General features: G+C 49.3%; 36 protein-coding genes. All 36 read left to right on the top strand.

Features of this window, described 5'->3' with window-relative positions; all coding sequences use genetic code 11:
* Positions 1 to 5 precede the first annotated feature (5 nt).
* The 36 genes from rpoC (at position 6) to F459_RS0106990 (ending at position 23,866) form a co-directional block, all read left to right on the top strand.
* A complete protein-coding gene (gene rpoC / locus F459_RS0107155) occupies positions 6 to 4,283 on the top strand; it encodes a DNA-directed RNA polymerase subunit beta' (RefSeq protein WP_020612052.1) in 4,278 nt (1,425 codons plus the stop codon).
* 69 nt (positions 4,284 to 4,352) lie between these two features.
* Positions 4,353 to 4,727: a 30S ribosomal protein S12 gene (gene rpsL / locus F459_RS0107150; protein WP_020612051.1), complete on the top strand. Its 375-nt coding sequence runs from the start codon at positions 4,353 to 4,355 to the stop codon at positions 4,725 to 4,727.
* An 11-nt stretch (positions 4,728 to 4,738) separates the two neighbouring features.
* Positions 4,739 to 5,209, top strand: coding sequence for a 30S ribosomal protein S7 (rpsG, locus tag F459_RS0107145; RefSeq protein WP_020612050.1), 471 nt, complete (start codon positions 4,739 to 4,741; stop codon positions 5,207 to 5,209).
* A 356-nt stretch (positions 5,210 to 5,565) separates the two neighbouring features.
* The gene (gene tuf / locus F459_RS0107140; RefSeq protein ID WP_020612049.1) at positions 5,566 to 6,756 is read left to right on the top strand and encodes an elongation factor Tu; all 1,191 of its coding nucleotides are present in this window, start codon (positions 5,566 to 5,568) and stop codon (positions 6,754 to 6,756) included.
* Between the two features lie 61 nt (positions 6,757 to 6,817).
* Positions 6,818 to 7,126 carry a 30S ribosomal protein S10 gene (rpsJ, locus tag F459_RS0107135; protein WP_013253552.1) on the top strand — a complete coding sequence of 103 codons (309 nt, stop codon included), beginning with the start codon at positions 6,818 to 6,820 and terminating at the stop codon, positions 7,124 to 7,126.
* Between the two features lie 32 nt (positions 7,127 to 7,158).
* Positions 7,159 to 7,779: a 50S ribosomal protein L3 gene (rplC, locus tag F459_RS0107130; protein WP_020612048.1), complete on the top strand. Its 621-nt coding sequence runs from the start codon at positions 7,159 to 7,161 to the stop codon at positions 7,777 to 7,779.
* Positions 7,780 to 7,788: 9 nt separating this feature from the next.
* Positions 7,789 to 8,418 carry a 50S ribosomal protein L4 gene (gene rplD / locus F459_RS0107125; RefSeq protein WP_020612047.1) on the top strand — a complete coding sequence of 210 codons (630 nt, stop codon included), beginning with the start codon at positions 7,789 to 7,791 and terminating at the stop codon, positions 8,416 to 8,418.
* 10 nt (positions 8,419 to 8,428) lie between these two features.
* Positions 8,429 to 8,731 carry a 50S ribosomal protein L23 gene (rplW, locus tag F459_RS0107120; protein WP_020612046.1) on the top strand — a complete coding sequence of 101 codons (303 nt, stop codon included), beginning with the start codon at positions 8,429 to 8,431 and terminating at the stop codon, positions 8,729 to 8,731.
* Between the two features lie 15 nt (positions 8,732 to 8,746).
* Entirely contained in the window at positions 8,747 to 9,571 is an 825-nt protein-coding gene (gene rplB / locus F459_RS0107115) for a 50S ribosomal protein L2 (protein WP_020612045.1), read from the top strand.
* Positions 9,572 to 9,581: 10 nt separating this feature from the next.
* Positions 9,582 to 9,863, top strand: coding sequence for a 30S ribosomal protein S19 (rpsS, locus tag F459_RS0107110; protein WP_013253557.1), 282 nt, complete (start codon positions 9,582 to 9,584; stop codon positions 9,861 to 9,863).
* 8 nt (positions 9,864 to 9,871) lie between these two features.
* On the top strand, positions 9,872 to 10,234 hold the full coding sequence (gene rplV, locus F459_RS0107105) for a 50S ribosomal protein L22 (protein WP_013253558.1): 363 nt from the start codon (positions 9,872 to 9,874) through the stop codon (positions 10,232 to 10,234).
* Positions 10,235 to 10,936 carry a 30S ribosomal protein S3 gene (gene rpsC / locus F459_RS0107100; protein ID WP_020612044.1) on the top strand — a complete coding sequence of 234 codons (702 nt, stop codon included), beginning with the start codon at positions 10,235 to 10,237 and terminating at the stop codon, positions 10,934 to 10,936. It abuts the gene before it with no gap.
* Between the two features lie 6 nt (positions 10,937 to 10,942).
* On the top strand, positions 10,943 to 11,359 hold the full coding sequence (rplP, locus tag F459_RS0107095) for a 50S ribosomal protein L16 (protein WP_013253560.1): 417 nt from the start codon (positions 10,943 to 10,945) through the stop codon (positions 11,357 to 11,359).
* Between the two features lie 3 nt (positions 11,360 to 11,362).
* The gene (rpmC, locus tag F459_RS0107090) at positions 11,363 to 11,566 is read left to right on the top strand and encodes a 50S ribosomal protein L29 (RefSeq protein WP_020612043.1); all 204 of its coding nucleotides are present in this window, start codon (positions 11,363 to 11,365) and stop codon (positions 11,564 to 11,566) included.
* A gap of 23 nt (positions 11,567 to 11,589) precedes the next feature.
* A complete protein-coding gene (gene rpsQ / locus F459_RS0107085; protein ID WP_013253562.1) occupies positions 11,590 to 11,841 on the top strand; it encodes a 30S ribosomal protein S17 in 252 nt (83 codons plus the stop codon).
* A gap of 23 nt (positions 11,842 to 11,864) precedes the next feature.
* Complete coding sequence (rplN, locus tag F459_RS0107080) at positions 11,865 to 12,233, top strand: 50S ribosomal protein L14 (RefSeq protein ID WP_013253563.1); 369 nt, start codon at positions 11,865 to 11,867, stop codon at positions 12,231 to 12,233.
* A gap of 10 nt (positions 12,234 to 12,243) precedes the next feature.
* Positions 12,244 to 12,561 (top strand): 50S ribosomal protein L24, encoded by a 318-nt coding sequence (gene rplX, locus F459_RS0107075; protein ID WP_020612041.1) that lies wholly within the window; start codon positions 12,244 to 12,246, stop codon positions 12,559 to 12,561.
* Positions 12,561 to 13,115 carry a 50S ribosomal protein L5 gene (gene rplE, locus F459_RS0107070; protein WP_020612040.1) on the top strand — a complete coding sequence of 185 codons (555 nt, stop codon included), beginning with the start codon at positions 12,561 to 12,563 and terminating at the stop codon, positions 13,113 to 13,115. Before rplX ends, rplE begins: the two co-directional genes overlap by 1 nt.
* 12 nt (positions 13,116 to 13,127) lie before the next feature.
* Positions 13,128 to 13,313 carry a type Z 30S ribosomal protein S14 gene (locus F459_RS23560; protein WP_013253566.1) on the top strand — a complete coding sequence of 62 codons (186 nt, stop codon included), beginning with the start codon at positions 13,128 to 13,130 and terminating at the stop codon, positions 13,311 to 13,313.
* A 9-nt stretch (positions 13,314 to 13,322) separates the two neighbouring features.
* Positions 13,323 to 13,721: a 30S ribosomal protein S8 gene (rpsH, locus tag F459_RS0107065; protein WP_020612039.1), complete on the top strand. Its 399-nt coding sequence runs from the start codon at positions 13,323 to 13,325 to the stop codon at positions 13,719 to 13,721.
* A 15-nt stretch (positions 13,722 to 13,736) separates the two neighbouring features.
* Complete coding sequence (gene rplF, locus F459_RS0107060; RefSeq protein WP_020612038.1) at positions 13,737 to 14,276, top strand: 50S ribosomal protein L6; 540 nt, start codon at positions 13,737 to 13,739, stop codon at positions 14,274 to 14,276.
* 16 nt (positions 14,277 to 14,292) lie between these two features.
* Positions 14,293 to 14,661, top strand: a complete 369-nt coding sequence (rplR, locus tag F459_RS0107055) for a 50S ribosomal protein L18 (RefSeq protein ID WP_020612037.1) — start codon at positions 14,293 to 14,295, stop codon at positions 14,659 to 14,661.
* 9 nt (positions 14,662 to 14,670) lie between these two features.
* Positions 14,671 to 15,165: a 30S ribosomal protein S5 gene (gene rpsE, locus F459_RS0107050; protein WP_013253570.1), complete on the top strand. Its 495-nt coding sequence runs from the start codon at positions 14,671 to 14,673 to the stop codon at positions 15,163 to 15,165.
* A 4-nt stretch (positions 15,166 to 15,169) separates the two neighbouring features.
* A complete protein-coding gene (rpmD, locus tag F459_RS0107045) occupies positions 15,170 to 15,364 on the top strand; it encodes a 50S ribosomal protein L30 (RefSeq protein ID WP_020612036.1) in 195 nt (64 codons plus the stop codon).
* A 5-nt stretch (positions 15,365 to 15,369) separates the two neighbouring features.
* Complete coding sequence (gene rplO / locus F459_RS0107040; protein WP_020612035.1) at positions 15,370 to 15,831, top strand: 50S ribosomal protein L15; 462 nt, start codon at positions 15,370 to 15,372, stop codon at positions 15,829 to 15,831.
* On the top strand, positions 15,821 to 17,143 hold the full coding sequence (gene secY / locus F459_RS0107035; protein ID WP_020612034.1) for a preprotein translocase subunit SecY: 1,323 nt from the start codon (positions 15,821 to 15,823) through the stop codon (positions 17,141 to 17,143). Before rplO ends, secY begins: the two co-directional genes overlap by 11 nt.
* 13 nt (positions 17,144 to 17,156) lie before the next feature.
* Positions 17,157 to 17,270, top strand: coding sequence for a 50S ribosomal protein L36 (rpmJ, locus tag F459_RS23555; protein WP_013253574.1), 114 nt, complete (start codon positions 17,157 to 17,159; stop codon positions 17,268 to 17,270).
* A 12-nt stretch (positions 17,271 to 17,282) separates the two neighbouring features.
* Positions 17,283 to 17,648, top strand: a complete 366-nt coding sequence (rpsM, locus tag F459_RS0107030; protein ID WP_013253575.1) for a 30S ribosomal protein S13 — start codon at positions 17,283 to 17,285, stop codon at positions 17,646 to 17,648.
* 17 nt (positions 17,649 to 17,665) lie between these two features.
* Positions 17,666 to 18,049 carry a 30S ribosomal protein S11 gene (gene rpsK, locus F459_RS0107025; RefSeq protein ID WP_013253576.1) on the top strand — a complete coding sequence of 128 codons (384 nt, stop codon included), beginning with the start codon at positions 17,666 to 17,668 and terminating at the stop codon, positions 18,047 to 18,049.
* Between the two features lie 15 nt (positions 18,050 to 18,064).
* Complete coding sequence (rpsD, locus tag F459_RS0107020; RefSeq protein ID WP_020612033.1) at positions 18,065 to 18,700, top strand: 30S ribosomal protein S4; 636 nt, start codon at positions 18,065 to 18,067, stop codon at positions 18,698 to 18,700.
* A gap of 8 nt (positions 18,701 to 18,708) precedes the next feature.
* Positions 18,709 to 19,764, top strand: coding sequence for a DNA-directed RNA polymerase subunit alpha (locus F459_RS0107015; protein WP_020612032.1), 1,056 nt, complete (start codon positions 18,709 to 18,711; stop codon positions 19,762 to 19,764).
* A complete protein-coding gene (rplQ, locus tag F459_RS0107010; protein ID WP_020612031.1) occupies positions 19,754 to 20,272 on the top strand; it encodes a 50S ribosomal protein L17 in 519 nt (172 codons plus the stop codon). The genes F459_RS0107015 and rplQ overlap by 11 nt, the downstream gene beginning before the upstream one ends.
* 187 nt (positions 20,273 to 20,459) lie before the next feature.
* Positions 20,460 to 22,199: a carbon starvation CstA family protein gene (locus tag F459_RS0107005; protein ID WP_020612030.1), complete on the top strand. Its 1,740-nt coding sequence runs from the start codon at positions 20,460 to 20,462 to the stop codon at positions 22,197 to 22,199.
* Positions 22,200 to 22,261: 62 nt separating this feature from the next.
* Positions 22,262 to 22,711: a hypothetical protein gene (locus tag F459_RS0107000; protein WP_020612029.1), complete on the top strand. Its 450-nt coding sequence runs from the start codon at positions 22,262 to 22,264 to the stop codon at positions 22,709 to 22,711.
* The gene (locus F459_RS0106995) at positions 22,701 to 22,985 is read left to right on the top strand and encodes a hypothetical protein (protein ID WP_020612028.1); all 285 of its coding nucleotides are present in this window, start codon (positions 22,701 to 22,703) and stop codon (positions 22,983 to 22,985) included. The genes F459_RS0107000 and F459_RS0106995 overlap by 11 nt, the downstream gene beginning before the upstream one ends.
* A complete protein-coding gene (locus F459_RS0106990; protein WP_020612027.1) occupies positions 22,985 to 23,866 on the top strand; it encodes an ArsA family ATPase in 882 nt (293 codons plus the stop codon). The genes F459_RS0106995 and F459_RS0106990 overlap by 1 nt, the downstream gene beginning before the upstream one ends.
* Positions 23,867 to 23,976 lie beyond the last annotated feature (110 nt).

Below are 23,976 nucleotides of genomic sequence, written 5' to 3'. Positions count from 1 at the left end.
TTTGGATGAAAGAAATTCAAGACTTTGACAGTATCATGATACAGCTTGCCTCGCCGGAGCAGATACGAGCCTGGTCCTACGGCGAGGTGAAAAAGCCGGAGACGATTAACTACCGGACCCTTCGTCCGGAGAAGGATGGTCTCTTCTGCGAGCGAATTTTCGGGACGACGAAGGAGTGGGAGTGTTACTGCGGTAAGTTTAAATCGATTCGGTATAAGGGTGTTATCTGCGACCGTTGCGGTGTTGAGGTTACCCACTTCAAGGTCAGGCGTGAGCGGATGGGGCATATCGAACTTGCCTCTCCTGTGAGTCATATCTGGTATTATCGCTCCGTTCCTTCCCGCATGGGGCTCCTGCTGGATCTCTCCATTGCTGCTCTTCGTTCGGTGCTCTACTATGAAAAGTATATCGTGATCGAACCCGGTGATACGGACCTGAAGAAGATGGATCTTCTCACCGAAGAAGAATTTAACGAGGCCCGTGAGCGATTCGGAATGAGTTTTACCGCCGGAATCGGTGCCGAGGCGATTCGGACCCTTCTTGAAGGGCTCGATCTTGATGCCCTTTCGGCCGAGCTTCGTATGAAGATGATCGAGAAAGGGGCAAAAGCGGATAAGCGCCTTTTAAAGCGTATCGAAATTGTTGAAAATTTTCGGGATTCTTCCAACAAGCCCGAGTGGATGATCCTCGATGTTATTCCTGTCATTCCGCCGGAATTGCGGCCCATGGTACAGTTGGATGGCGGACGGTTTGCCACCAGCGATCTGAACGACCTCTACCGCAGGGTTATCAATCGAAATAATCGTCTTAAGCGGCTCATGTCGCTTAACGCCCCCGATATCATCATTCGAAACGAAAAGCGGATGCTGCAGGAGGCGGTTGACGCCCTCTTTGATAACTCGAAGAAGAAACGGGTGGTCAAGGGTGCAAGTAATCGCCCCCTTAAATCCCTAAGTGATATGCTGAAAGGAAAGCAGGGGCGTTTCCGGCAGAATCTGCTCGGTAAACGTGTAGACTATTCCGGCCGTTCTGTTATCGTCGTCGGACCGGATCTGCGTCTGCATCAGTGCGGGCTTCCCACCAAGATGGCGCTGGAGCTCTTCAAGCCCTTTATCATGAAGAAGCTGGTTGAGCGGGATGTTGTTTACAATATCAAAAAGGCGAAAACCCTTGTGGAACAGGAGTCTCAGGAGGTCTTTGCCGTTCTCGATGAGGTGGTAAAGGAGCATCCCGTTCTTCTAAACCGCGCGCCGACCCTACACCGGCTTGGTATTCAGGCCTTTGAACCGGTGCTTGTGGAAGGAAAGGCCCTGAAGCTGCATCCCCTGGTCTGTCATGCCTACAACGCCGACTTCGACGGCGATCAGATGGCCATTCACGTTCCCCTGACCCAGGCGGCCCAGATCGAATGCTGGACCCTGATGCTTAGCAGCAATAACTTGCTGAACCCTGCAAACGGAAGTCCTATTGTTTTCCCGTCTCAGGATATGGTTCTCGGTATTCACTACATGACGAGAATGAAGCCCGGGGATAGGGGGGAAGGAAAGTTTTTCCTTACCTTCGATGAGTTGATGATGGCGGTTGAGGTCCGTTCCGTGGGCTACAATGCCAAGATTAAGCTCAAGGTCGGTGACAAAGTGGTTGAAACCTGTGCCGGTCGTGCCATCTTCAGCGAGGCGATGCCGGAAGAGGTTGGTTTCGTTAATAAACAGCTTGGCGATAAGGAATTACGTTCCCTTGTCGCAGATACCTTTATGGCGCACGGTGCTGCGGTTGCCGTAAAGATGCTCGATTCGATCAAGGATGTCGGCTTTCGGTATGCCACTGTTTTTGGGGCTACCATCGGTATCGGTGATATCATCATCCCGGAGAAAAAGAAGGGGATGATCGAAGCGGCAAACCAGAAGGTTCTTGAGATCCAGAATCAGTACCTCCAGGGACACATCACCCAGGAAGAGCGCTATAACCGAACTATCGAGGTGTGGAGTAAAACCAACGAGGATCTTACCAACGAGCTGATGAAGGATTTGAAGCAGGATCGAGGTGGTTTTAACCCGGTTCATATGATGGCCGACTCCGGTGCCCGAGGAAGCCGCGCCCAGATCCGTCAGCTTGCGGGAATGCGTGGTTTGATGGCAAAGCCTTCCGGCGACATTATCGAGTTGCCGATCCGCTCCAACTTTAAAGAGGGACTCTCCATTATTGAGTTCTTTATCTCCACCAATGGTGCCCGAAAGGGGCTTGCCGATACCGCACTAAAGACGGCTGACGCAGGTTATCTTACCCGGCGCCTTGTGGATATTGCTCAGGATGTGGTAACCAACGAGGATGATTGCGGAACCATCAACGGTATCGAGATTAGTGCCCTAAAGGATGGTGAGGAGATTGTTGAATCCCTTGCCGACCGAATCGAGGGGCGTTTTACTCTTGAACGGGTAAAGCATCCCATTACCGGCGAGATTATCATCGACGTAAACGAAGAGATAACCAGTGAAATTGCAAAGAAGATAGAAGAGATCGGGGTTGAAAAGGTTCGTATCCGTACGGTGCTTACCTGTGAGGCGGAACATGGTGTTTGTCGCAAATGTTACGGACGAAACCTTGCAACCGGTCATACCGTCGATATCGGTGAAGCGGTGGGGATCATCGCAGCACAATCGATCGGTCAGCCCGGTACTCAGCTTACCATGCGTACCTTCCATATCGGAGGTGCCGCCACCAAGATGAGCGAGGAAAACAGGACGGCCCTGAGTTATCCTGTTTTGGTGAAAGAGATTCACGGAAATACCGTTACCCTTGATAGCGGGGATGTTCTCTTTACCAGAAAGGGATTCCTTGTCGTTGCAAAGGTGATCAGGGTCCTCGATCTGAAAGCTGGTGCGGAGATTGTTGTCGCAAATGGGCAGAAACTTTCCGGAGGCGAGGTGCTGGCAAAGCAGGAAGGCAAAGAGCTTCTTGCGAAAGAGGTTGCTTTTGCCTATGTCCCGGAAGATGGAAAGCGTGTCATCCTTATTGCTCAGGATCAGAAGCTTGATATCCGTAATGGTGCGGAACTTCTTGTGGGAGAAGGCCATATCGTTCCTGCCAATGAGTCGATTGCAACCTTTGACCCCTTTTCCGAACCGATCATTGCCGAGGTCGACGGTAAGGTCCGCTTTGAAGATATCGTTCAGGGAACGACCCTGAAGGAAGAGATAAACGAAGATACCGGTAACATTGAAAAGAAGATTACCGAATTCTCCCTGGAATCGCTTCAGCCTCGTATCGTCATCGAAGATGGAGAGGGGAAGGACCTTGCGACCTATTATCTGCCGGGTAATTCCTATCTCAATGTCGAAGATGGTGAAACGGTCCGGCAGGGGCGTGCTCTTGCCAAGTTGCTGAAGGAGAGTGTGAAGACCACCGATATCACCGGAGGTCTTCCCCGGGTCGGTGAGCTTTTTGAGGCGCGGCGTCCCAAGAATGCCGCGGTGCTTGCCCAGATTACCGGTAAGGTCATCTTTAAGAATGTTGTAAAAGGTAAGCGCGTTATCGAGGTAGAGGATGATTATCAGCGTTCCTTCAAGCACCTTGTCCCTATGGGCAAGCACATGCTTGTTCGGGACGGAGACCTTGTTCAAGCCGGGGAGGCGTTGTGCGACGGTGCCACCGATCCCCATGACGTGCTTGATATTCTGGGTGAGAATGCTTTGCAGACCTTTCTTGTCAACGAGGTTCAGGAGGTGTACCGGCTCCAGGGGGTAAACATCAACGATAAGCATATCGGTGTGATTATTCGCCAGATGATGCGTAAGGTTGAGATCGTCCGGGTCGGGGATACCAATTTTATCTACGGTCAGCAGGTTGATAAGTATAAGTTTCACGAGGAAAATCGCAAGGTTATGCGTGAGGGCGGTCAGCCTGCCGTTGCCAGGCCCTTGCTGCTTGGTATTACCAGGGCGTCTCTTAATATCGACTCCTTTATTTCGGCGGCGAGTTTTCAGGAGACCACGAAGGTCTTGACAAATGCCGCCATAGCTGGTAGTACTGACAACCTGCGGGGTTTGAAAGAGAATGTCATTATCGGACATCTTATTCCCGCCGGAACCGGCATGAAACATTACCGGAATGTCAAATTGTTTGACGAAAACAGTGAGGATCTGGATGCTTCGGTTCAACAGATTCTTGAACAGAGAAGATTGCAAAAAGAGGCCGAGCGCGAGGCTGGTCAGGACGATGTCGATGATGAGGGTGAGGTGAACGAGCCCGAAGCGATTGATCAGAACGATACCGATGATGAATAGGTGTCGCCTCCATGCTGGGCTTGGCCGCTTTGCGGATAAAACGATACGTTAAGGGAGTGTATCCAGTAAATGCCGACGATTAACCAACTCGTCCGGAATGGACGGAAGGAAATTCGAAAGAAGGGAAAGGCACCGGCCCTCGAAGCGTGCCCGCAGAAGAGGGGTGTCTGTACCAGAGTTATGACAGTCACGCCGAAGAAGCCGAATTCCGCTCTTCGGAAGGTTGCGCGTGTGCGGCTCACCAACGGGATCGAAGTTACCGCTTATATTCCGGGAATTGGTCATAATCTTCAGGAACATTCGGTTGTTCTCATCCGAGGCGGTCGTGTAAAGGATCTTCCCGGTGTGCGGTATCACATCGTGCGAGGGGCAAAAGATACCCTTGGTGTTGATGACCGTCGTCAGGGCCGTTCCAAATATGGTGCTAAGCGGCCGAAGGCGTAAGGAGGGGAGAGGTGTCCAGACGAAGAGTTGCAAAAGAGCGTGATATCCTGCCCGACAGCAGATACGGCAGTAAAACCGTTAGTAAATTTATTTCCCGGATGATGGAAGATGGAAAGAAATCTACCGCCACCGGGATTATGTATGATGCTTTCGCCATCATGGCCGAGAAGGCCGGCGAAGAGGCGATGGTTGTTTTTCAGAAGGCTTTGGAGAACGTCAGGCCTGTGGTTGAGGTTAAGAGCCGGAGAGTCGGTGGTTCAACCTATCAGGTTCCTGTCGAAATTCGGGAAAAGCGTCGGGATGCTTTGGCCATGCGATGGATCATTCAGGCGGCCCGTTCCAGAAGCGGTCGCTCCATGAGCGAGAAGTTGTCGGCCGAAATGCTTGATGCTTTTAATTCCACCGGTACCGCTTTTAAGAAAAAAGAGGATACTCACCGGATGGCAGAGGCCAACAAGGCCTTTTCTCACTACCGCTGGTAGTAAATACAGCCCTATTCTTCTTTTTTGAGGGAATAGGGCTGTTGACTAAAAAGGCGTTTGATTATAAAATCGCCAACACATAGAGAGTTTTCCGCTCTCGCATAATGAAGGCTTGTGTGAGCCAAACCGATCGTCCGCCGAGGGATGATAAGGTGGTTCCAGACGCTGTAGCGAATCAAGCAGCCACGTCAGACGGCTGGATCGACCGTTTTGACCTCTGGAATCCTTCCTTAAATGAACTCATCATTTTTTACATTCGGATTTTCCGAACGATCGGTCTCATGTGTGGCTTCCATTTAATTAGGAGCTATATAATTTAATTTTATTTGTGTGTGGAGAAACACAAGGAGGAACGGATGGCTAAGGCAAAATTTGAGAGAACAAAGCCACATATTAACGTTGGTACCATTGGTCACGTCGACCATGGAAAGACAACTTTGACTGCGGCTATCTCAATGTACTGCGCCAAGCAGACCGGTGACAAGGTTATGAGCTATGAAGATATCGACAATGCTCCCGAAGAGAAGCAGCGTGGTATCACCATCAATACCCGTCACATCGAATACCAGACTGAGAATCGTCACTATGCTCACGTGGATTGCCCGGGACACGCCGACTATATCAAGAATATGATTACCGGTGCTGCTCAGATGGACGGTGCTGTCATCGTTGTTGCGGCCACCGACGGAGCAATGGCTCAGACCAAAGAGCATATCCTTCTTGCTCGTCAGGTTGGTGTGCCTGCATTGATTGTTTTTATCAACAAATGTGACCAGGTTGATGATCCCGATCTGATTGAGCTGGTTGAAGAGGAGATGCGTGATCTCCTTAAGGAGTATGAATTTCTCGGTGATGAAACTCCGATCATCAAGGGTTCCGCTTTTGAAGCGATGACTCATATCGATGATCCCGAGAAGACCAAGTGCATTGCCGATCTTCTCGATGCTATGGATAGCTACTTTCCGCTTCCCGAGCGGGCTGTCGATCTCGACTTCCTGATGCCCATCGAAGATATCTTTTCGATTCAGGGACGTGGAACCGTTGTTACCGGTCGTGTGGAGCGCGGTGTTATCCATGTTGGTGATGAAATCGAGATTGTCGGGATCAAAGACACCAAGAAGACCACCTGTACCGGTGTTGAGATGTTCAACAAACTTCTCGATGAAGGACAGGCCGGTGATAATATCGGTGCTCTTCTTCGTGGTGTGGATAAAAAGGATGTTGTTCGCGGTCAGGTTCTTGCAAAACCGGGAACAATTACTCCTCATAAGAAGTTTAAGGGTGCTTTGTACGTACTAGGCAAAGAAGAGGGTGGTCGTCACTCGCCCTTTTTTAGCGGTTATCGGCCTCAGTTTTACTTCCGGACCACTGACATTACCGGAACGGTAAACCTGCCTGCCGATAAGCAGATGGTTATGCCCGGAGATAACACCGAGCTTGAGATTGAACTTATTCACCCGATTGCCATGGAAAAAGGTCTTCGCTTCGCTATCCGCGAGGGTGGTAGAACTGTTGCAAGTGGCCAGGTGACCGAGATTATCGAATAACGGATTTTCGGGCCCCGCGATGCCGGAAGGAGTTCGCGGGGCCGGTTTTTCGGGAGGAAGAATGGCCAAGGACAGAATCCGCGTGCGGCTGAGAGGTTTTGATGTTGAGCTGATTGATCAGAGCTCACGGGCGATTGTACAAACCGTTGCCAAGGCTGGTGCCAAGGTTGCCGGGCCCGTACCGCTGCCGACCAGAATTAACAAGTTTACTGTTTTGAGGTCGCCGCATGTGAACAAGAAGTCGCGGGAACAGTTCGAAATGAGGACCCACAAGCGACTTATAGATATTCTTGATCCTACATCGAAAGTGATGGATGCCCTAATGAAGCTTGAGCTTCCTGCTGGTGTTGATGTAGAGATTAAGCAGTAAGGGTACGAAGAAATCTACAGTCGAGGTATGACATGTTAGGGCTGATCGGCAAGAAAGTCGGAATGACGCAAATATTTGACGAACGTGGGGTTTTGACTCCCGTTACCGTCATCAAGATAGAAGATAACGTTGTTATCGATAAGCGGGACGAAGAGAAGAACGGATACACCGCCTCGGTTATCGGTGCTGAAGATTTGAAGAGTAAACATGTTACGAAACCGTACGGCGGTCAGTTCCCCGAGAATGTTCATCCCAAAAGGTACCTCGTTGAGATGCGGGACTTTGAGGCTGAGAGCTCGGTAGGGGAGACCCTCGGAGTCGGAATTTTCAAAGAGATATCTTTTGTGGATGTTGTAGGCACCTCCAAGGGTAAAGGTTACCAGGGTGCCATGAAGCGGCATGGTTTCAAAGGAGGTAGGGCGACCCACGGTTCCAAGTTTCATAGAGGACTTGGCGGTACCGGGATGGCTGCTACTCCTTCGAAGGTTTTGAAAGGGGCAAAGATGCCCGGCCGCATGGGTGCTGCAAGGACGACGGTTCAGAATCTGCGTGTTATCAAAGTGGATGAAGAAAAGCAGGTTCTTATGGTGAAGGGAGCTATTCCTGGTCCGCGCCAGAGTATGGTTATCGTACAAAAAGCGAAGAAGAAATAGAGGCGAACTATGGATGCTAAGGTCTTTTCAATAAAAGGCGAGGAAGTTCGTACCATTGCACTTAATGATTCGGTCTTCGGACGCGAAGTGAGCGAGGGCGCCATTTACTATGCGGTGAACAGCGAACTTGCAAACCGTCGGGTCGGAACGGCTTGTACGAAGACACGGGCCGAAGTGAAAGGGAGCAATTCCAAGCCCTGGCGACAGAAGGGAACCGGACATGCCAGAAGTGGGGATAAAAAGTCTCCCGTATGGGTTGGCGGTGGTACGATTTTCGGACCGAAGCCGAGAGATTATGGTTTTCGGTTGCCGAAAAAGATGAAGCGGTTGGCAATGAAATCCGTTTTATCACTGAAGACGAAAGAAAATGCCATCAAAGTGGTAGAGGATTTTACCGTCGAAAGCGGTAAGACGAAAGATCTGGTCGGAATTCTTAAGACATTGGTTCCTGAAACACGAACCGTTGTTGTGTTGAAAGATGACGACGCCATGATTAGGCGGGCCGGAAAGAATATTCCGTGGGTAAAAATGCTCAGTTACAATCGGATGAGTGTCCGTGAGCTTTTTTACGGGAAGAATATTGTGCTTCTTGAGACTGCCGCCGGCAGCCTGAACGACTTCTATGGCGATAAGGCGTAAGGGGGAGCAGGTGAGAGCGGATCAGATCATTATAGAGCCGGTATTGACGGAAAAATCGAACAGTATGCGGGAAGACGATAAGAAGAAGTACATTTTTCGTGTCGACCCGAAAGCAAATAAGGTACAGGTAATGTACGCCGTTGAGGAACTGTTCAAGGTACGCCCCGTTAAGTGTAATATGGTGAGCGTAAAGGCAAAGCCGAAGACGACCCGTACAAAAGCGGGTATGAGAAAGGGCTCGACGACCGGCTGGAAAAAGGCCATCGTCACCCTCGCTGCCGGCGACAAGATCGAACAGATCGAAGGCGTCTAAGGAGAGGGGGAGAACGTGGCACTTAAGACGTATAAACCAAGAACACCGAGTCTCCGTTATACGACAAGTCTTTCTTTTGAGGGGCTTTCCGACGGACCCGGTGAGAAAAAACTTACAAAGGGTATACCTTTTAAGGCTGGGCGTGGTGCCGGCGGACGCATAAGCGTTCGGCGTCGTGGCGGTCGCCATAAAAGGCTTTACAGAACCATAGATTTTCGCAGGGATAAGTTTGATGTTCCCGGGACAGTGAAGGCGATCGAATACGATCCCAATCGTTCTGCGAATATTGCCCTTGTCTACTATGCCGATGGAGAAAAACGGTACATTCTTGCGCCTAAGGGGTTGCAGGTTGGTGATTCCGTACAGAGTGGGGCTAAGTCTCCTCTCCAGATCGGAAATGCTCTTCCTCTTGAGAATATTCCCCTTGGTATGCCTGTTCACAACATCGAGCTGCAGAAGGGGCGCGGCGGGCAGATGGTTCGTGCCGCCGGAGTCAGCGCATCTGTCCTTGCTAAAGAGGGCGATTACGTTACCGTAAAACTTCCCTCCGGTGAAATGAGGATGGTGTTCGGCAAATGTTTTGCCACCATCGGGATAGTTGGAAATGAAGACCACATGAATGTTTCCGTCGGAAAGGCTGGACGTTCACGATGGATGGGGCATCGGCCGAAGGTTCGGGGTGTTGTTATGAACCCTGTTGATCACCCGCATGGCGGTGGTGAAGGAAAAACATCCGGCGGACGTCATCCTGTTTCTCCCTGGGGTGTTCCTACCAAGGGCTATAAGACCAGGAAGAAGAGCAAGTCTTCGAGCAAGTTTATCGTCAAAAGACGGAAGTAGGAGTTGATACGTGTCCAGATCGATTAAAAAGGGACCCTTCATTGAGAAGAAGCTGTATAAACGGATCGTCGAAGCCGGTAAGGCCGGGGATAAGAAGATGATCAAGACCTACTCCCGCTGTTCGACGATTATTCCGGAGATGGTTGGTTTCACCATTTCGGTTTACAACGGGAAGACATGGGTCCCCGTTTATGTGACCGAGAATTTGGTGGGTCACAAGCTTGGCGAATTTGCGCCGACGCGTTTTTTTCGGGGTCATGCAGGTTCCGACAAAAAGGCGAGTAAGAGATAGGTGAAGTGATGGAAGGGAAGAAAGGATATCAGGCACATGCCAAGCATCTGATGATTTCTCCGAAGAAGCTTCGGCCGATTGCCGACAATGTACGGCGTAAGCCTTACGTTCAGGCCGTCGCCATTCTTGAAAGCATGCCCAATAAGGGTGCGACATACCTCCGCAAAGTGATTATGTCTGCAGCAGCTAACGCGCTTTCGCAGAACAAGAAGCTTGACGAAGAGATGCTGTATGTGAAAGAGCTTCAGGTGAATGAGGGCCCCCGTTATAAGCGGGTATGGCCGAGGAGCCGGGGGCGTCGGGATATTTTGCTGAAACGACTCAGCCATATTTCGGTCGTTGTCGACGAAATCGCGAACATGGGGGAGTAGATGGGTCAGAAAGTTAATCCGATAGGAATGCGTCTTGGCATCAACAAGACCTGGAAGTCAAAGTGGTACGTCGATCCCCGGGAATATGCGGATACACTTCATGAAGACCTTGCGCTGAGAAAGGAACTGGAAAGCTGTCCTGAAACGCAGGGGGCCGATATTTCCGATATTGAGATTATTCGTCATCCCCAGAGGATCACCATCGTTGTGAAAACCAGTCGTCCCGGTATTATTATCGGTGCGAAGGGTAGCAATATCGAGAAGATCGGTGCTCGGCTTCAGAAAATTGCCAAGAAGAAGATTCAGATTAAGATAAAGGAAGTAAAGCGACCCGAGGCGGATGCTCAGATCATTGCTGAAAATATCGCCAGGCAGTTGAAAATGCGGGGAGCTTTTAGAAGAACGCTGAAGATGGCGGTAAGTAAGGCCATGCAGTCCGGTGTTCAAGGTGTTAAGGTCCGGATCTCCGGACGGCTTGGCGGTGCTGAGATGAGTCGTGTCGCCTGGCATCATGAGGGGCGGGTTCCTCTTCATACGTTGCGTGCCGATATCGATTACGGCTTTGCCGAAGCCAGGACAACCTTTGGTGCCATTGGTGTAAAGGTGTGGACCTTTAACGGCGAGGTGTACCAGAAAGATCAGAAAGAAGATGCCGGGCTGCTTGTGCGTAAAAAGCGTGAGAAGACCGGTGCGAGGAGATAGCGAGCTATGCTGAGTCCGAAGAGAACCAAATATAGGAAACGGCAGCGTGGTAAGACCGACGGCGTGGCCCGTCGCGGTACCCATGTTGCCTTCGGCGATTTCGGTCTGGTCGCTCTCGAGCCTAAATGGATTACCAACCGGCAGATTGAGGCGGCTCGTATCGCGATGACCAGACACGTTAAGCGTGGCGGTAAAGTGTGGATCCGGATCTTTCCGGATATGCCCTATACCAAGAAGCCTGCGGAAACCAGGCAGGGTAAAGGAAAAGGTAACCCCGAAGGTTGGGTTGCAGTGGTGAAGAAGGGAGCTGTCATGTTTGAGATGGCTGGCGTCAGCGAAGAGCTGGCACGGTCCGCTATGGCCTTAGCTGGTAGTAAACTCCCGATCAAAACCAAATTTATTGTTAGACGGGATCTGGAGTAGCGTATGAAAGATTCATTCAAGGACCTTACCTATCAAGAGTTGCTAGAGAAGCGGGAAGAGCTGCGGAGGAAGTACCTCGATTTGCGGGTGAATAAGGTCATCGGTCACATGGAAAATCGCCTTGAAATCCGGACGGTACGGCGGAAGCTTGCCAGTCTGAATGGGATTGTCCATGAGTACGCTCTCGGAATTCGGAAGGAATCTTAGTGGTGAAAGAGAGGCCTGCGGATATGAATAGCCATAAAAAGAGTTATACCGGAATGGTTGTCAGCGATAAGATGGATAAAACCATCGTCGTTGCGGTAAAAGAGCGTACCCTGCACAGGCTCTACAAGAAGTACGTGAACAAGACCAAGAAGCTGAAAGCTCACGATGAGCGCAATGAGGCCGGAGTTGGTGATTTGGTACGTGTTGTAGAGTGTCGCCCCATCAGCAAAGATAAGTGCTGGCGGCTGACCGAGATTGTTGAACGCGCAAAGTAAGACGTGAGGGAGGATGTGCAGTTATGATTCAGATGCAGACAAACCTGACCGTCGCCGACAACAGCGGGGCTAAACGCGTACAATGTATCAAGGTCCTCGGCGGCTCCAAGAGGAAGACCGCCGGCGTTGGCGACATTATTGTGGTAGCGGTGAAAGATGCCCTGCCGAATGGAAATATTAAGAAAGGCGATGTGCAGAAAGCGGTCATTGTTAGAACCAAGAAGGAGTACCGTCGACCGGACGGAACCTATATCAGGTTTGACGATAACGCATGTGTCATTATCGATGCTAACCTTAATCCTAGGGGCAAGCGTATTTTTGGGCCGGTGGCCCGTGAGCTTCGTGAATATGGATTCATGAAGATTGTCTCTCTCGCCCCTGAGGTCCTTTAGGAGGTTGGTGATGAGTGTTATGAGAACAAAGCTGAAACGGGACGATACGGTAAAGGTTTTGACCGGAAAGGAAAAGGGAAAAACCGGTAAGATCCTCCGTATCGATCACGCAAAAAACCGGGCCATCGTACAGGGGCTCAACATGGTGAAAAAAGCGGTTCGTCCGAAGAGCCAGCAGGATAAGGGCGGCATCATTGAAGTTGAAGCCCCCATTGAACTTTCCAATCTTGCCTTTGTGGGCAAGGGAGGGCAGACAACCCGGCTTGGCTATCGGTTTGAGGGCGGAAAAAAGATCCGCTACGCGAAGAAAAGTGGGGATGCGGTCTGATGGAACAGTACGTACCTAGATTGAAAAAGCTGTACGGCGAAAAGATTGCCAACGAACTGATGGAAGAGTTCGCTTATACATCTCGGCAACAGATTCCCGGAATTACCAAGGTTTCGGTAAGTATGGGGGTCGGAGAGGCTTTGAATAATAAAAAGCTTCTCGAATCTGCCGTAAAAGAACTCGAACAGATAACCGGGCAGCATGCCGTAAAGACAAAGGCTCGAAAGTCTATTTCGAATTTTAAGCTGCGGCAGGGAAATGAGATCGGTGCGAAAGTAACACTTCGCGGCGCTATGATGTGGGAGTTTCTCGATAGACTCATGAATGTGGCTCTCCCTCGTGTTAAGGACTTTCGTGGTGTCAATCCCAATGCCTTCGACGGACACGGGAACTACTCCTTGGGTATCCAGGAGCAGATTATTTTCCCCGAGATCGACTACGACAAGATCGAGCAGGTGAGTGGATTGAATGTAGCCATCGTTACGACGGCGAATACCGATGGGGAAGCCAGAGAGTTGTTAAAGAAACTTGGCATGCCCTTCAGGAAGAAATAGGGGAGCGAGATAATGGCCAAGAAGTCAATGATTATCAAGGCGCGGCGCAAACCGAAGTATATGACCCGAAAGGTCAATCGTTGCCGGATTTGTGGGCGTCCTCGTGGATACATGCGGAAGTTTCAGATGTGCAGAGTGTGCTTTCGGAAACTGGCGAGCGAGGGAAAAATCCCCGGTGTTACGAAATCGAGCTGGTAGGAGAGGATAATGGCTATATCGGATCCAGTAGCTGATATGCTGACCAAAATTCGAAATGCCAGCAAAGCTGGGCATGAAAAGGTGGATATTCCCACATCAAAGCAAAAGCTTGAAGTGGTAAAGATCCTCAAGAATGAGGGGTATATCAAGAACTTTAAAAAGACCAATGTTGATGGTGTGAATAATATCAGGGTGTTCCTGAAATATACCGAAGAGGATAAACCGGTCATACATGGAATCGAAAAGATATCCAAACCGGGACGACGGGTATATTCCGGATATCGTGATATGCCCAGAATCTTTAACGGGCACGGCATCATGATTGTATCGACTTCTGTCGGTGTTATCACCGGAAAGAAGGCCGCGGAACAGAAGGTGGGCGGAGAGCTCATCTGCTCCGTGTGGTAAGAGGGGGACTGTCGTATGTCTAGAATAGGTAAGCTTCCCGTCGAGATACCGCAGGGGGTTAGTGTTACTATCACCGACGGCTTTGTGACGGTTAAGGGACCCAAGGGAGAACTGAAGCAGGACGTTCAGCCTGTGATTACCGTTGCTGTCGAAGGAAATCTCTTGACCGTTGATCGGAAGGATGATTCCAAGATGGCGCGTTCCTTCCATGGTCTGTATCGCCAGTTGATTCAGAATATGGTAATTGGCGTAACGAAAGGCTTTGAGCGCTCTCTCGTGATCAACGGGGTCGGTTATCGGGCCGAAGTGAAGGGTAATACACTACTCCTCAACCTTGGATACTCCACTCAGATTGAGTATGAGCTGGAAGAGGGGCTTTCTGTGGCTGTCGATGCTCAGAATAAGATTACCGTCAGTGGAATAAGCAAAGAGAGAGTAGGTCAAGCTTGTGCTGAGATTCGCTCTATCAGACCTCCTGAACCCTATAAGGGAAAGGGTGTCAAGTATGAGGAAGAACATATCCGACGTAAGATCGGTAAGTCTGGTGTGAAGTAGGTGCGGGAGTAGCAGGATGATAAGTCTTAAGAATGTATCGGACAAACGCCGAAAATGGCTCAAGCGGAAGCGGCACATCCGGAAGAGAATTAATGGAACTGCCGTACTTCCCAGAATGTCGGTCTATCGTAGCAACAGGCATCTCTATGTCCAGGTAATTGATGACTTGGCAGGGAATACTATTGCTTCCGTTAGCACCATGGAATCTGCCTTTAAGGGGCTGAAACCTACGGTTGAAAATGGTGCCAAGATCGGACAGGAAATTGGTGAGCGTTTGAAGAAAAAGAAAATTGAGAAGGTTGTCTTCGACAGGAATGGTTACCTGTACCACGGAGTGGTGAAAAGTATTGCCGACGGTGCCCGCAAAGCCGGGATACAGTTATAGGGGGAAACGGTGGAACGAGACAGAGATAATGAATATGTAGAAAAGCTGATCAAACTTAACCGCGTTGCAAAGGTGGTCAAGGGTGGTCGACGATTCTCGTTTTCGGCCCTTACTGTTGTCGGTGATCAGAAGGGACGAGTCGGATACGGTTTTGGAAAGGCTAATGACGTGGCCGAGGCTATTCGAAAAGGAATGGAAAAGGCCAAAAAGAATATGGTTACTGTTCCCATGAAGCGGACTACGCTTCCCCACGAGGTGGTTGGGCAGTACAAGAGCGCCAGCGTCCTTTTAAAACCGGCGGCTCCCGGTACCGGTGTTATCGCCGGCGGCCCGGTTCGTGCGGTGATGGATGCCTGTGGCATTCATGATATTCTCAGCAAATCTCTTGGGTCGAAGAATACCATGAACATCGTGAAGGCTGTCTTTGCCGGGTTTGATGAGATTATGGACGCCAAGAGCATTGCCAAGACTCGAGGGAAATCACTCAACGAGATGTGGGGTTGATGGTATGGCGAAAAAGAGTGAGCAAAAGGTGCGGGTAACCCTGAAAAGGAGCCTGATTGGAAGAAAACCGCAGCAGCGGCGGACTGTGAAGGCGCTTGGTCTGGGAAAGATCGGTAGCAGCGCCGAACATGTGCTTAATCCCTCCATTAAGGGGATGATTGATGCGGTCTCTCATTTAGTGAAGGTCGAGGAGTTGTAAAAGCCATGCAGAATCTCAGGGTTCCAGACGGAGCAAGAAAACGTAAGCAGATAGTAGGGCGCGGAAGCGGTAGTGGCCGCGGCGGTTACTCTGGACGCGGACGGAATGGACAAAATGCCCGGTCAGGTGGTGGTGTTCGCCTTGGTTTCGAAGGCGGACAGATGCCCTTGTATCGCCGGATTGCCCGGCGCGGTTTTTCCAATGCGGATTTTCGCGAAGAGTATGAAACGATCAATATCTGCGATTTTGTAGGCCGCTTTGATGACGGCGATACCGTTACACTCGAAAGCCTTAAGGAAAAAAAGGTGCTGAAGCAGGGTGTAACCAAGGTAAAGGTCTTGGGAAACGGTGAGATCGACAAAAAATTGATGATTCAGGTTGATATGGTTTCTGCCGGAGCGAAGGCCAAAATTGAAAAAGCCGGTGGGAAGGTGACAGGAATAGAAGAAGGTAGCGATGGCAAATAACGCCTTAATTGATGTTTTTCGGGTGAAGGACCTCAGGCAGCGGATCTTGTTTACAATCGGCATGCTTGTGGTCTTTCGTCTCGGAGCTACGATACCGATTCCCGGGATAAATCTAAACGCTTTAAAGCTTTATTTTATGTCCCAGCAGGGGAGTGGTGGGATAGGTATTACCGAGTATATCAACTTCTTTGCAGGTGGCGCTTTCAAAAACTTTTCCATTTTTATGCTTGGTATCATGCCCTACATCACGGCTCAGATTATCATGCAGCTCTTGGTGTTGGTATTCCCTTCTTTAAAACGTATCTCCGAAGAAGAGGGCGGACGGAAGAAGATCAACAGGTATACCCGTTACGGTACGATCCTTGTCTGTCTTATTCAGTCTTATGTGGTTACTCGATATGCCGATTCGATTCCGGATGCTATAAATATGCCGCGACTCCAGTACACCATTATTGCGATGTTGACGGTTACGACCGGTTCTGTATTCCTTATATGGATTGGTGATCAGATTACTCAGAGGGGTGTTGGCAACGGCATTTCCCTGCTGATTTTTGCCGGTATTGTCGCCAGAATGCCTAATGCCCTCATCAATTTGTTCCGCAAGGTACAGGCCAAGGAATTGAATCCCGTTTTCGTGATCATCGTTGTGGCAATGTTTGTGGTTGTTGTTGCTCTTGTTGTATATGAACAACAGGGGCAGAGAAAGATTCCGGTTAATTATGCCAAGAGGGTAATCGGCAGAAAAATGTATGGTGCCCAGAGTACCTATATCCCTTTTAAGATTAACCCTTCAGGTGTTATTCCTGTTATTTTCGCCTCTTCGGTTATGACCTTTCCGTTGCAGATTGCACAGAGCCTCGGACCGGAAGTACGCTGGCTTGCACGCTTTTCATACTGGCTTCGGCCGCAGGGTGCCCCCTACATTATCATCTACACCCTGTTGATTATTTTCTTCGCGTACTTCTACACCCAGGTTACCTTAAATCCTGTGGAGATTGCAAAACAGATAAGGGAAAATGGCGGATCGATTCCCGGGATCCGGTCTGAAAAGATGGAAGAGTATCTTTCGACTATCTTGAATCGGATTGTTCTTCCCGGAGCGATTTTCCTTGCCTTTATTGCGGTCATCCCCACACTCATTCAGGGCCTCTTTAACTTTCCGGCGGAAGTTGCTATGCTCATGGGTGGTACGTCGTTGCTGATCATGGTAGGTGTTGATCTTGACACAATGTCGCAGATCGAAGGTCACCTGAGAATGCATCATCATGATGGATTGGTAAAGAAGGGCAGAATCAAGTCCAGGAATCTATAAAGAGGATAAAGAGATGAAGGTGAGAGCAAGCGTTAAACCGATTTGCGATAAGTGCAAAGTGATTCGAAGAAACGGTGTTGTTCGCATTATTTGCGAAAATCCGAAACATAAGCAGCGGCAGAGGTAGGAGGAAGCCCGGATGGCACGTATTGCTGGTATAGATTTACCGAACAAGGCGACCAAAATATCGCTGACCTATATTTATGGCATTGGTCGAAGTTCCGCCATGGAAATTTGTAAGAAAGCGGGTATCGACCCCGATTCCAAAATGAATGACCTTTCTGCGGAAGATGTGAATAAGCTCAGAACGCTAATCGACAGTGATTATACTGTGGAAGGTCGGCTGAGGACTCAGATTGCCTTGAATATAAAAAGGCTTATGGATATTGGATGTTACCGTGGTCTTCGGCACAGAAGAGGACTTCCTGTTCGCGGGCAGCGGACAAAGACAAACGCCCGAACGCGAAAGGGTAAGAAGAAGACCGTCGCGAACAAGAAGAAGTAGTTCGGAGGAAATAGAACGTGGCGAAAGCAAGCGGAAAGAAAAGAACGAAGAAGACGGTATACGAAGGGAATGTATATATACAGGCCACCTTTAACAATACCATTGTGACCGTGACCGACCTCCAGGGAAATACCGTTTCCTGGGCCAGTGCAGGTGGTCTTGGTTTTCGCGGTGCAAAGAAGTCTACGCCCTATGCGGCCCAGACTACCGCTGAAACGGCTGCCAAAAAGGCCATGGATTACGGTTTGCGGGAAGTGAATGTCTTTGTGAAGGGTCCGGGAGTCGGCCGTGAGTCAGCTATCCGGTCTCTTGGAAATCTCGGCCTTTCGGTGCGAAGCATCCGGGACGTTACGCCGATCCCGCACAATGGTTGCCGACCGCGGAAAAGTAGAAGAGTGTAAAGAGGAAGAATAGTAATGGCCAGATATGTAGGACCACAGTGCAGACTTTGCCGGGCGGAAAAGACCAAGCTTTTTCTTAAGGGTGAGCGGTGTCATACGGGCAAGTGCCCGATTGCAAAGAAGAAAAACCCTCCCGGAAAGGGACCGAGGTTTCGGGCTCGAAAGATGTCCGATTACGGTATCCAGCTTCGAGAGAAGCAGAAGTTGAGAAGAATGTATGGTCTTCTCGAGAAACAGTTCAAACTCACCTTTGTTGAGGCTGAACGGCTTAGAGGAAAGACCGGTGAAAATTTGATCATCCTTCTTGAACGACGGCTTGATAATGTGGTGTACCGTCTTCGGTTCGCCAACAGCAGAAAGCAGGCCCGGCAGTTGGTTTCCCATGGTCACATCCTTGTCAACGGCAAACGGGTAACAATCCCTTCATATGTTGTTCGTCAGGGTGATGAGATCGAAATTCGTGAAGCCAGTAAGAAGATGGTTGTCATCAAAGATGCCCTCAAGGAATACACGAAAAGCGGTGTGATGCCGTGGATCATGCTTGATCCGGATGCCATGAAGGGAAGTCTGAGTGCAATTCCCGGTAGGAATGATGTCACCGATCTTTCGGATGTGAACGAGCAGCTCATCGTTGAGCTCTATTCAAGATAGGAGTATCCATGGCGCGGAAGAATCTGTTAAAGGGATTCAAAAAACCTCGGGGAATCACTTTTGAACATAGTGAGCTACAGTCCAACTATGGTAAATTCGTGGCCTACCCTTTTGAGCGGGGATTTGGTACGACGGTCGGTAATACGCTTCGGAGAGTTTTGCTTTCGTCAATTCAGGGGTATGCCGTAAGTGCCGTTAAGATTACCTGTTATAACGAAGAGGGTACTCCGCACATGGTCTCGAGTGAATTTGAAATGGTTCCCGAGGTGGTTGAGGATACACCGGAAATTATTGCCAATCTCAAGCAATTGCAAATTAAGTTGCCGGAAGAGGTCGAGCAGAAAACCCTGCTTATTGAGTGTAAGGGGCCGGGAGAAATCACGGGTGCCGACTTTGAAAAAGACAATGATGTTGAAATTATCAATAAGGATTGGAAAATCCTCACCATGATGGAAAAGGCCAATTTCGATCTGGAAGTTCAGATTGATCTTGGTCGGGGCTATGTTCCCTCTGAAGTAAACGAGAAGTATATCGAAGAGATCGGCACGATTCCGATTGATGCGGTCTTCAGCCCTATACATCGTGTTACCTATGGTATCGAGAATACCAGGGTCGGGCAACGGAGCGATTACGATAAGCTGACGATGGAAATCTACACCGATGGCACGATTGCTCCCGAGGATGCACTGGCTGAGGCTGCGAAGATTGCCAAGGATCACTTTACCATTTTCATCAATTTTGATGAGGATGCGATCGATGGTGATGATGATGTTGATGAAGAGGAAGAACGGGTAAGGGCCGTATTGGATACTCCTGTTGAGGAGCTGGAATTGTCGGTTCGTTCGTTCAACTGCCTGAAGAGCGCAAATATCCGGACCATCGGTGACCTGACCCGGAAGACCGAGGAAGAGATTGCAAAGAACAGAAACTTCGGTAAAAAGAGCCTTCAGGAGATAAAGGAAAAACTGAAGGAGTGGAACCTTAGTCTCGGAATGACCGATTACAGTGTTTTGAAGACTTCGACGAAACTCCCGATGAACAAGGAAGAAGAAGATGAAGCATAGAGTTGGATTTAACAGGCTGAGTCGAAGTGCTGCTCACCGCCTTTCTCTCCACAGGAATATGGCCACCTCTCTGTTCCGTTATGAGAGAATTACCACTACAAAGGCAAAAGCTCTCGCGGTTCGTCGAACAGCTGAGAAAATGATTACCCGGGCAAAGGTTGATTCGGTACATAATAGGCGCACTATCGCCAAGGACATTAAGGACAAAGAGGTTCTTGCAAAGCTCTTTACCGAGATAGGTCCCCGTTTTGTAAGCCGGCCCGGTGGATATACGCGTATTCTCAAATTGGGAAGACGAAAAGGTGATGCCGCCGAAATGGTTATCCTCGAATTGGTCGAAAAGAAGCAGGAAGAAAAGAAGCCTGCCAAGGCCAAGAAAGCAAAGGCTGTGAAAGAGGATAAGAAGGCGAATGAAGTTAAAAAGGCGGAGGCCCCCAAGGCTGAAGCCGACGCCGCTCCTGTTCCTGCTGAAGAGGAGAAAAAAGAGGCCGCACCTGCCGCTGAATAGGTTTTTCTATCGTGTTTGTAAGGCCTTAGACGACCGTCTCTTCCTTGTGGAGAGACGGTTTTTTTTGACTTCTTTTTTAGCCCACCTCTGATAATGAGAATTGTGTTTCTATATGGCACTTTTTTTGACAAATATCTCGAATGGGTGTTTAATATAGTATACAACAATCTCATTTCAGGAGGTTTCCATGGATGCTGTTTTAATTATGATAGTAGCTTTTGCCGGCTATATCATAGCCTACCGGTTGTATGGTGAGTTTGTCGGAAAAAAGATCTTCCAACTGACGAATCAGAACAAAACACCGGCGGTAGAGTTCACGGATGGTGTCGATTATGTTCCGACAAAACGAGGAATTATATTTGGCCACCACTTTACTTCCATTGCCGGAACCGGACCGATTGTAGGACCTGCCATCGGTGTCATATGGGGATGGCTACCGGCACTCATTTGGGTACTCGTGGGTTCTATTGTTATGGGAGCGGTACAGGACTTCAGTGTTCTGGTTATGTCGCTCAGGAACCAGGGAAAGTCTATATCCGAAGTCGCAGCGGGATATATCAGTAAAAGAATTCGTGTAGCCTTTTTCCTGATTGTCTTTATCGAGCTGTGGTTATTTCTGGCTATATTGGGCATGATCATCGCCGTCATCTTTCATATGTACCCTGAGGCGGTTTTCCCGGTATGGATGGAGATACCCATTGCTATAATCCTGGGGTGGGCAATTTACAAGCGCAATGCACATGTCAACCGAGCAACCGTTTTAGCTGTTGTCGCTATGTATATTACCGTTGTTTTAGGCCATGTCATTCCCCTCGACATGCCTACCATCGGCGGAATGCCGGCAACGGGCGTGTGGACCCTCATTCTCTTTGTATACTGCTTCATCGCTTCTACTTTGCCGGTTACCACATTGCTTCAACCTCGGGACTATATTAATGCCTGGGAACTTTTTATTGCAATGGGCTTGGTTGTTATCGCTGTTATTGCAGCGTCCTTTAACGGACTGAAGATTGTTGCGCCTGCGGTACAGGCGGCTCCTGAGGGAGCTCCGTCTCTCTGGCCCTTTCTCTTTATTACCATAGCCTGCGGCGCTATCTCCGGCTTCCACTCGGTGGTTGCCTCGGGGACGACGGCGAAACAGGTTGCAAAAGAGGAAGATGCACAGTTTATCGGATACGGCTCTATGCTGATGGAAGGGGCCCTGGCTGTCATTGTCATTATTGCGACTGCCGCCGGTATCGGCCTTGCTGCACGTGGAGAGACCGGGGCGGTTACCGGTCTTGCAAAGTGGACCCAGCATTATGCATCCTGGAGCGCTGCTGCAGGTTTGGGCGCCAAGGTCGGAGCCTTCGTCGAAGGATCCGCCAACATGATAAGCTACTTGGGCATTCCCAAATACCTCGGCCTGATCATCATGGGGGTATTTGTTGCTTCCTTTGCCGGAACGTCAATGGATACCACAACACGACTCCAGCGTTATGTTATTCAGGAATTATTGGGGGCCAATCGTGTAGGTGCCGCCGAGAAAAAAAGCTTTTTCACCAACAAATACGGTGCAACTATTCTCGCGTTGCTTACCGCAGGAATTTTGGCCTTCTCGACCGGAGCCAATGGAAAGGGAGCCATGGCTCTTTGGCCTCTTTTCGGCGCCAACAACCAGACCCTTGCCGCTCTGGCCCTTTTTACCGCTTCGGTCTATCTCAAGCAACGGGGCGGGCAAAAGTATTTGGTTACCCTGCTTCCCGGCATTTTCATGCTCGTTCTGACCTTCTGGGCTTTGATTGAGAACGAGATGAGTTATATTGCCGGTACAAAGGTGCTCTTGGGGATTATCAATCTGGCCATTATTCTCATCGTGATTTTTGTAGCTTTCGAAAGCCTAAAGAAGCTCTTCAGTAAAGAAGATATGCAGGCTGCTCAGGCATAGTGAACCTTGCCGGGCGATGTGAGTTTTCATCGCCCGGCTTTTTTCTTGAAGGATGATACTGAATGCTTGAAACATTACTTCATAGAATCCGCCTTCAGGCGTACCTGATGATGGTTCTGTTTTCCCTTGGTTTAGTGGCGATTTGGTTTATGCGTTATCTGGGGTGGGCTTTTCCCGCCGAACCGACCCGTGTTTTATCGATGGTTGGTCTGTTGGGGAGCACGACAGGCGCTGTTGCTCTTCCCATTCTTGTTAGGATGGCCTTTTATCGGAAAAGTGCACATCAGGATGGGCTTAGCCTGTCTGAATTTTTTCGTATGGAGAGGTGCCTCGTTCTGTGCGTTTTGTTTGGGGCACTTTTCACTCTCTTTGCCTATCTTGTTCCTGTGTATCGATATCATCTTTACCTTTCGGTCCTGGTTACGATATACGGGATCTATTCGGTTTTTCCCGCCAATAAAACATATAAAAAGGATATTGCTGCTTTTAGGGTAAAAAGTGATGAAACATAATCGTTTGTGGCTATCTATTCGTGCTTTTTTTCGGGGATTTCAACAGGCCATGCTTTACAAAGCAACGGCCCAAATTGAGTATGAAATTTCCGAGATGGAAAATTCCTTTACTCTCATGCTTTTTGGAAATTTTATCGGCTTGCCTGGGCCTTCAATGCCCTTAACCTTAGAGCTGCTGCCGGATATGGCGGAGGAGTTGGAACATATGCTCCTTAGGGCGAGTCAAACCGGAAACGGTTTGAGTGAGCTTGCAAGTATCATGGGGGAACCGTGATGCCGCGATATCATATTTTCGTGGGAAAGGGCGGTGTCGGGAAGTCAACCTGCTCTTGCCTGGAGGCTCTGAGATTGGCTTCTTCGCAGCGTAAAACGCTGCTTGACTCCATGGACCCTGCTCATAATCTCCATGATATTTTTCGGACAGAACTGGGGGCAAAGGGAAAGAAAATTCTGCCGACTCTTACCGTTCGAGAATCAGATACGAGCCAGAAGGGGCGTGAGTATATGGCGGAAATTCGTGGAGAGTTGAAGAATCTCTACCACTATCAGCAAGCCTTGAACATCGATAAGTATTTTAACTTGTTGAAATTTGCTCCTGGTATGGAAGAATACGCCGCACTTTTGATTCTTCAACGATGTTATGATGAGCGTCGCTACGATGAGCTTGTTATCGATACTCCCCCAACGGCGCTCACCATGAAGATGCTGGCTTTGCCGGGGGTAAATCTTCACTGGATTCGCCATTTAAAAGCGATGAGGGAAGAGATACTTCTAAAGAAAAATCGTGTAGCCGAAATACATAGCGAGTCTTCCATCGACCGAGACCATGATCCGATCTTTTCTCGCCTGGTGCGTATGCAAAAGCGTTACGATACGCTTTTGTCGTTGCTCTGTGATCGAACGCAAACCGAAATCGTACTTATACTTAATGAAGACGAGTTGAGCTTTTCGGAAAGTCTTCTGATCAAACGCCAATTGGCGGGGTTCGGAATGGAAATCGGCCGAATCATCGTCAATAAATATACTGGGATGGGTGAATGGACAGAGCGTGTCGCTGAAGCGTTTCCCGACGTAACTATTTCGCAGAATCCGCTTGCTGATAAGCCCCTTACCGGCATAACCGTATTGAACGAACATCTTTCGAGGCTTGCTTAGTGTTTCGAATCCTGGTGATATGTATTTCTCATTACAATCGTTAAGTAGATTGGTGTGTGCCACCAATATTCCTGACACAAAACAAAGTGAACAAGTGTCAAAATTTTATT

The organism is Sediminispirochaeta bajacaliforniensis DSM 16054 (genome assembly GCF_000378205.1).
In the GTDB taxonomy this organism is placed as follows: Bacteria; Spirochaetota; Spirochaetia; order DSM-16054; family Sediminispirochaetaceae; genus Sediminispirochaeta; species Sediminispirochaeta bajacaliforniensis.
Note: the sequence above shows the minus strand (reverse complement) of the source record. Positions and strands in the feature narration are given on the sequence as shown.

What these genes read in the sequence shown, in the direction of transcription:
- rpoC (WP_020612052.1), top strand. Translation starts at nt 6, where the DNA reads ATGAAAGAAATTCAAGACTTTGACAGTATCATGATACAGCTTGCCTCG.
- rpsL (WP_020612051.1), top strand. Translation starts at nt 4,353, where the DNA reads ATGCCGACGATTAACCAACTCGTCCGGAATGGACGGAAGGAAATTCGA.
- tuf (WP_020612049.1), top strand. Translation starts at nt 5,566, where the DNA reads ATGGCTAAGGCAAAATTTGAGAGAACAAAGCCACATATTAACGTTGGT.
- rpsJ (WP_013253552.1), top strand. Translation starts at nt 6,818, where the DNA reads ATGGCCAAGGACAGAATCCGCGTGCGGCTGAGAGGTTTTGATGTTGAG.
- rplC (WP_020612048.1), top strand. Translation starts at nt 7,159, where the DNA reads ATGTTAGGGCTGATCGGCAAGAAAGTCGGAATGACGCAAATATTTGAC.
- rplD (WP_020612047.1), top strand. Translation starts at nt 7,789, where the DNA reads ATGGATGCTAAGGTCTTTTCAATAAAAGGCGAGGAAGTTCGTACCATT.
- rplV (WP_013253558.1), top strand. Translation starts at nt 9,872, where the DNA reads ATGGAAGGGAAGAAAGGATATCAGGCACATGCCAAGCATCTGATGATT.
- rpsC (WP_020612044.1), top strand. Translation starts at nt 10,235, where the DNA reads ATGGGTCAGAAAGTTAATCCGATAGGAATGCGTCTTGGCATCAACAAG.
- rplP (WP_013253560.1), top strand. Translation starts at nt 10,943, where the DNA reads ATGCTGAGTCCGAAGAGAACCAAATATAGGAAACGGCAGCGTGGTAAG.
- rpmC (WP_020612043.1), top strand. Translation starts at nt 11,363, where the DNA reads ATGAAAGATTCATTCAAGGACCTTACCTATCAAGAGTTGCTAGAGAAG.
- rpsQ (WP_013253562.1), top strand. Translation starts at nt 11,590, where the DNA reads ATGAATAGCCATAAAAAGAGTTATACCGGAATGGTTGTCAGCGATAAG.
- rplN (WP_013253563.1), top strand. Translation starts at nt 11,865, where the DNA reads ATGATTCAGATGCAGACAAACCTGACCGTCGCCGACAACAGCGGGGCT.
- rplX (WP_020612041.1), top strand. Translation starts at nt 12,244, where the DNA reads ATGAGTGTTATGAGAACAAAGCTGAAACGGGACGATACGGTAAAGGTT.
- rplE (WP_020612040.1), top strand. Translation starts at nt 12,561, where the DNA reads ATGGAACAGTACGTACCTAGATTGAAAAAGCTGTACGGCGAAAAGATT.
- F459_RS23560 (WP_013253566.1), top strand. Translation starts at nt 13,128, where the DNA reads ATGGCCAAGAAGTCAATGATTATCAAGGCGCGGCGCAAACCGAAGTAT.
- rpsH (WP_020612039.1), top strand. Translation starts at nt 13,323, where the DNA reads ATGGCTATATCGGATCCAGTAGCTGATATGCTGACCAAAATTCGAAAT.
- rplF (WP_020612038.1), top strand. Translation starts at nt 13,737, where the DNA reads ATGTCTAGAATAGGTAAGCTTCCCGTCGAGATACCGCAGGGGGTTAGT.
- rplR (WP_020612037.1), top strand. Translation starts at nt 14,293, where the DNA reads ATGATAAGTCTTAAGAATGTATCGGACAAACGCCGAAAATGGCTCAAG.
- rpmD (WP_020612036.1), top strand. Translation starts at nt 15,170, where the DNA reads ATGGCGAAAAAGAGTGAGCAAAAGGTGCGGGTAACCCTGAAAAGGAGC.
- rplO (WP_020612035.1), top strand. Translation starts at nt 15,370, where the DNA reads ATGCAGAATCTCAGGGTTCCAGACGGAGCAAGAAAACGTAAGCAGATA.
- secY (WP_020612034.1), top strand. Translation starts at nt 15,821, where the DNA reads ATGGCAAATAACGCCTTAATTGATGTTTTTCGGGTGAAGGACCTCAGG.
- rpmJ (WP_013253574.1), top strand. Translation starts at nt 17,157, where the DNA reads ATGAAGGTGAGAGCAAGCGTTAAACCGATTTGCGATAAGTGCAAAGTG.
- rpsM (WP_013253575.1), top strand. Translation starts at nt 17,283, where the DNA reads ATGGCACGTATTGCTGGTATAGATTTACCGAACAAGGCGACCAAAATA.
- rpsD (WP_020612033.1), top strand. Translation starts at nt 18,065, where the DNA reads ATGGCCAGATATGTAGGACCACAGTGCAGACTTTGCCGGGCGGAAAAG.
- F459_RS0107015 (WP_020612032.1), top strand. Translation starts at nt 18,709, where the DNA reads ATGGCGCGGAAGAATCTGTTAAAGGGATTCAAAAAACCTCGGGGAATC.
- rplQ (WP_020612031.1), top strand. Translation starts at nt 19,754, where the DNA reads ATGAAGCATAGAGTTGGATTTAACAGGCTGAGTCGAAGTGCTGCTCAC.
- F459_RS0107005 (WP_020612030.1), top strand. Translation starts at nt 20,460, where the DNA reads ATGGATGCTGTTTTAATTATGATAGTAGCTTTTGCCGGCTATATCATA.
- F459_RS0107000 (WP_020612029.1), top strand. Translation starts at nt 22,262, where the DNA reads ATGCTTGAAACATTACTTCATAGAATCCGCCTTCAGGCGTACCTGATG.
- F459_RS0106995 (WP_020612028.1), top strand. Translation starts at nt 22,701, where the DNA reads ATGAAACATAATCGTTTGTGGCTATCTATTCGTGCTTTTTTTCGGGGA.
- F459_RS0106990 (WP_020612027.1), top strand. Translation starts at nt 22,985, where the DNA reads ATGCCGCGATATCATATTTTCGTGGGAAAGGGCGGTGTCGGGAAGTCA.